At 39.1% G+C, this 1,299-nt stretch carries 1 protein-coding gene; it reads right to left on the reverse strand.

Annotation, left to right across the window (positions count from 1 at the left end):
• Positions 1-579 precede the first annotated feature (579 nt).
• Positions 580-1,113, reverse strand: a complete 534-nt coding sequence (locus I6E80_RS20300) for a hypothetical protein (protein ID WP_197186320.1) — start codon at positions 1,111-1,113, stop codon at positions 580-582.
• Positions 1,114-1,299: the final 186 nt, after the last annotated feature.

A 1,299-nucleotide genomic window follows, 5' to 3' on the forward strand; every position in this document is an offset into this window, starting at 1 on the left:
AGATTCCTTTGCATTTAACACCCATTTAAGGGGCTGATAATAGTTTGCTAAAATGTGTAGCGAAGCGAAACTGAGCACACTGTTAGCAGTCCCGCTTTAAATTATTGTTAGTTTTCAACTACGTATGCGGTGGAATGATTTATTGAAACAATGCTCCAACTGATCATATATATTTGGATTCTTTTCGATATAATCTGCCATCATTTCGAAGAAACCTTCGACATTGTTTTTGTCATAAGGCCTAACGTACACTTTTGTTACTACCCTATGCAATATCTCGTTTAGCCACTTTACTCTATTCAATTTTTCTTCATTGTCTAATTCGTTATCACAAAGATAGACTCTAATAGATACGGTTAATGAGTGAGCTAAAACTCGAAAAAAGTCACATCTTTCCACTTCAGAGAAATTTTCGATTTTGTCGATATAAATATTGAGACTAATGCCAAACTCCTTTTGAAAACTAACGCAGAGTGCAGCTGCATTTTGGTTGGTGTGGAGTTTTGCGTAAAATGGCGAAGCCATACGCAAAACGGAGCGCCGACCAAAATGTCAGCTGGCACGTATTGTTAGCTTTTATTACGGGCACGCTTCAAGTACCCTTTTGTGAGAAACGTCTACTGCAAACCAACATGAACATTCCTCTTTTTCAGGTAGTCTATTAGACGCGACCATATAATGAAGGGTTAGCTCCATACCTTTTGGATATTCTTCAATGTGTATTTCAAAGCCCTTACTTCCCATTATTACAGGTGATTCAGATATATATTTTTGTCTCAATCGGGAGCCAAGCCACTCCTCATCTTCCGTGCCTATTAATATGAGGTGATTATCTGTCTCCCACTCCCATGCATCTAAGCCTTGTCCAGTGCATGCGCCGCCTTTCCCTATTGAGTTATTCCACGTACACATAAAATTTAGATGCTTAATTTCTGTACTTGATTTAACCCGAAGGAGAATGGCGACACTGCCTTCAACCTCCATTCCCTCAGGTATCATTGATTCAAGGTCACTTGAAAGGATCTTTGCATTAGACAAATCGCCCTCCTTAGCAGTAACACTAAAAGACAACTCACCAAAAATAGTTTGAAGAACTAACTCAGTGTTACTCAAGTTACGCACCGTATTGGTTTAAAAGCTAACGCCCAATTAACGGGCTAAAAATTGTGGGCTAAAATGGAGCGAAGCGAACAGCCCACTGTTTTTAGTCCTGTTGAATTTCTTGTATGGATAATAAACCCATAAATTAATTAATACTTTAACCAAGTTCGGGTAATGTGAGGCCCAAGCTTTGGCTGC

The organism is Pseudoalteromonas sp. NSLLW218 (assembly GCF_015864775.1).
Taxonomy (GTDB): domain Bacteria; phylum Pseudomonadota; class Gammaproteobacteria; order Enterobacterales; family Alteromonadaceae; genus Pseudoalteromonas.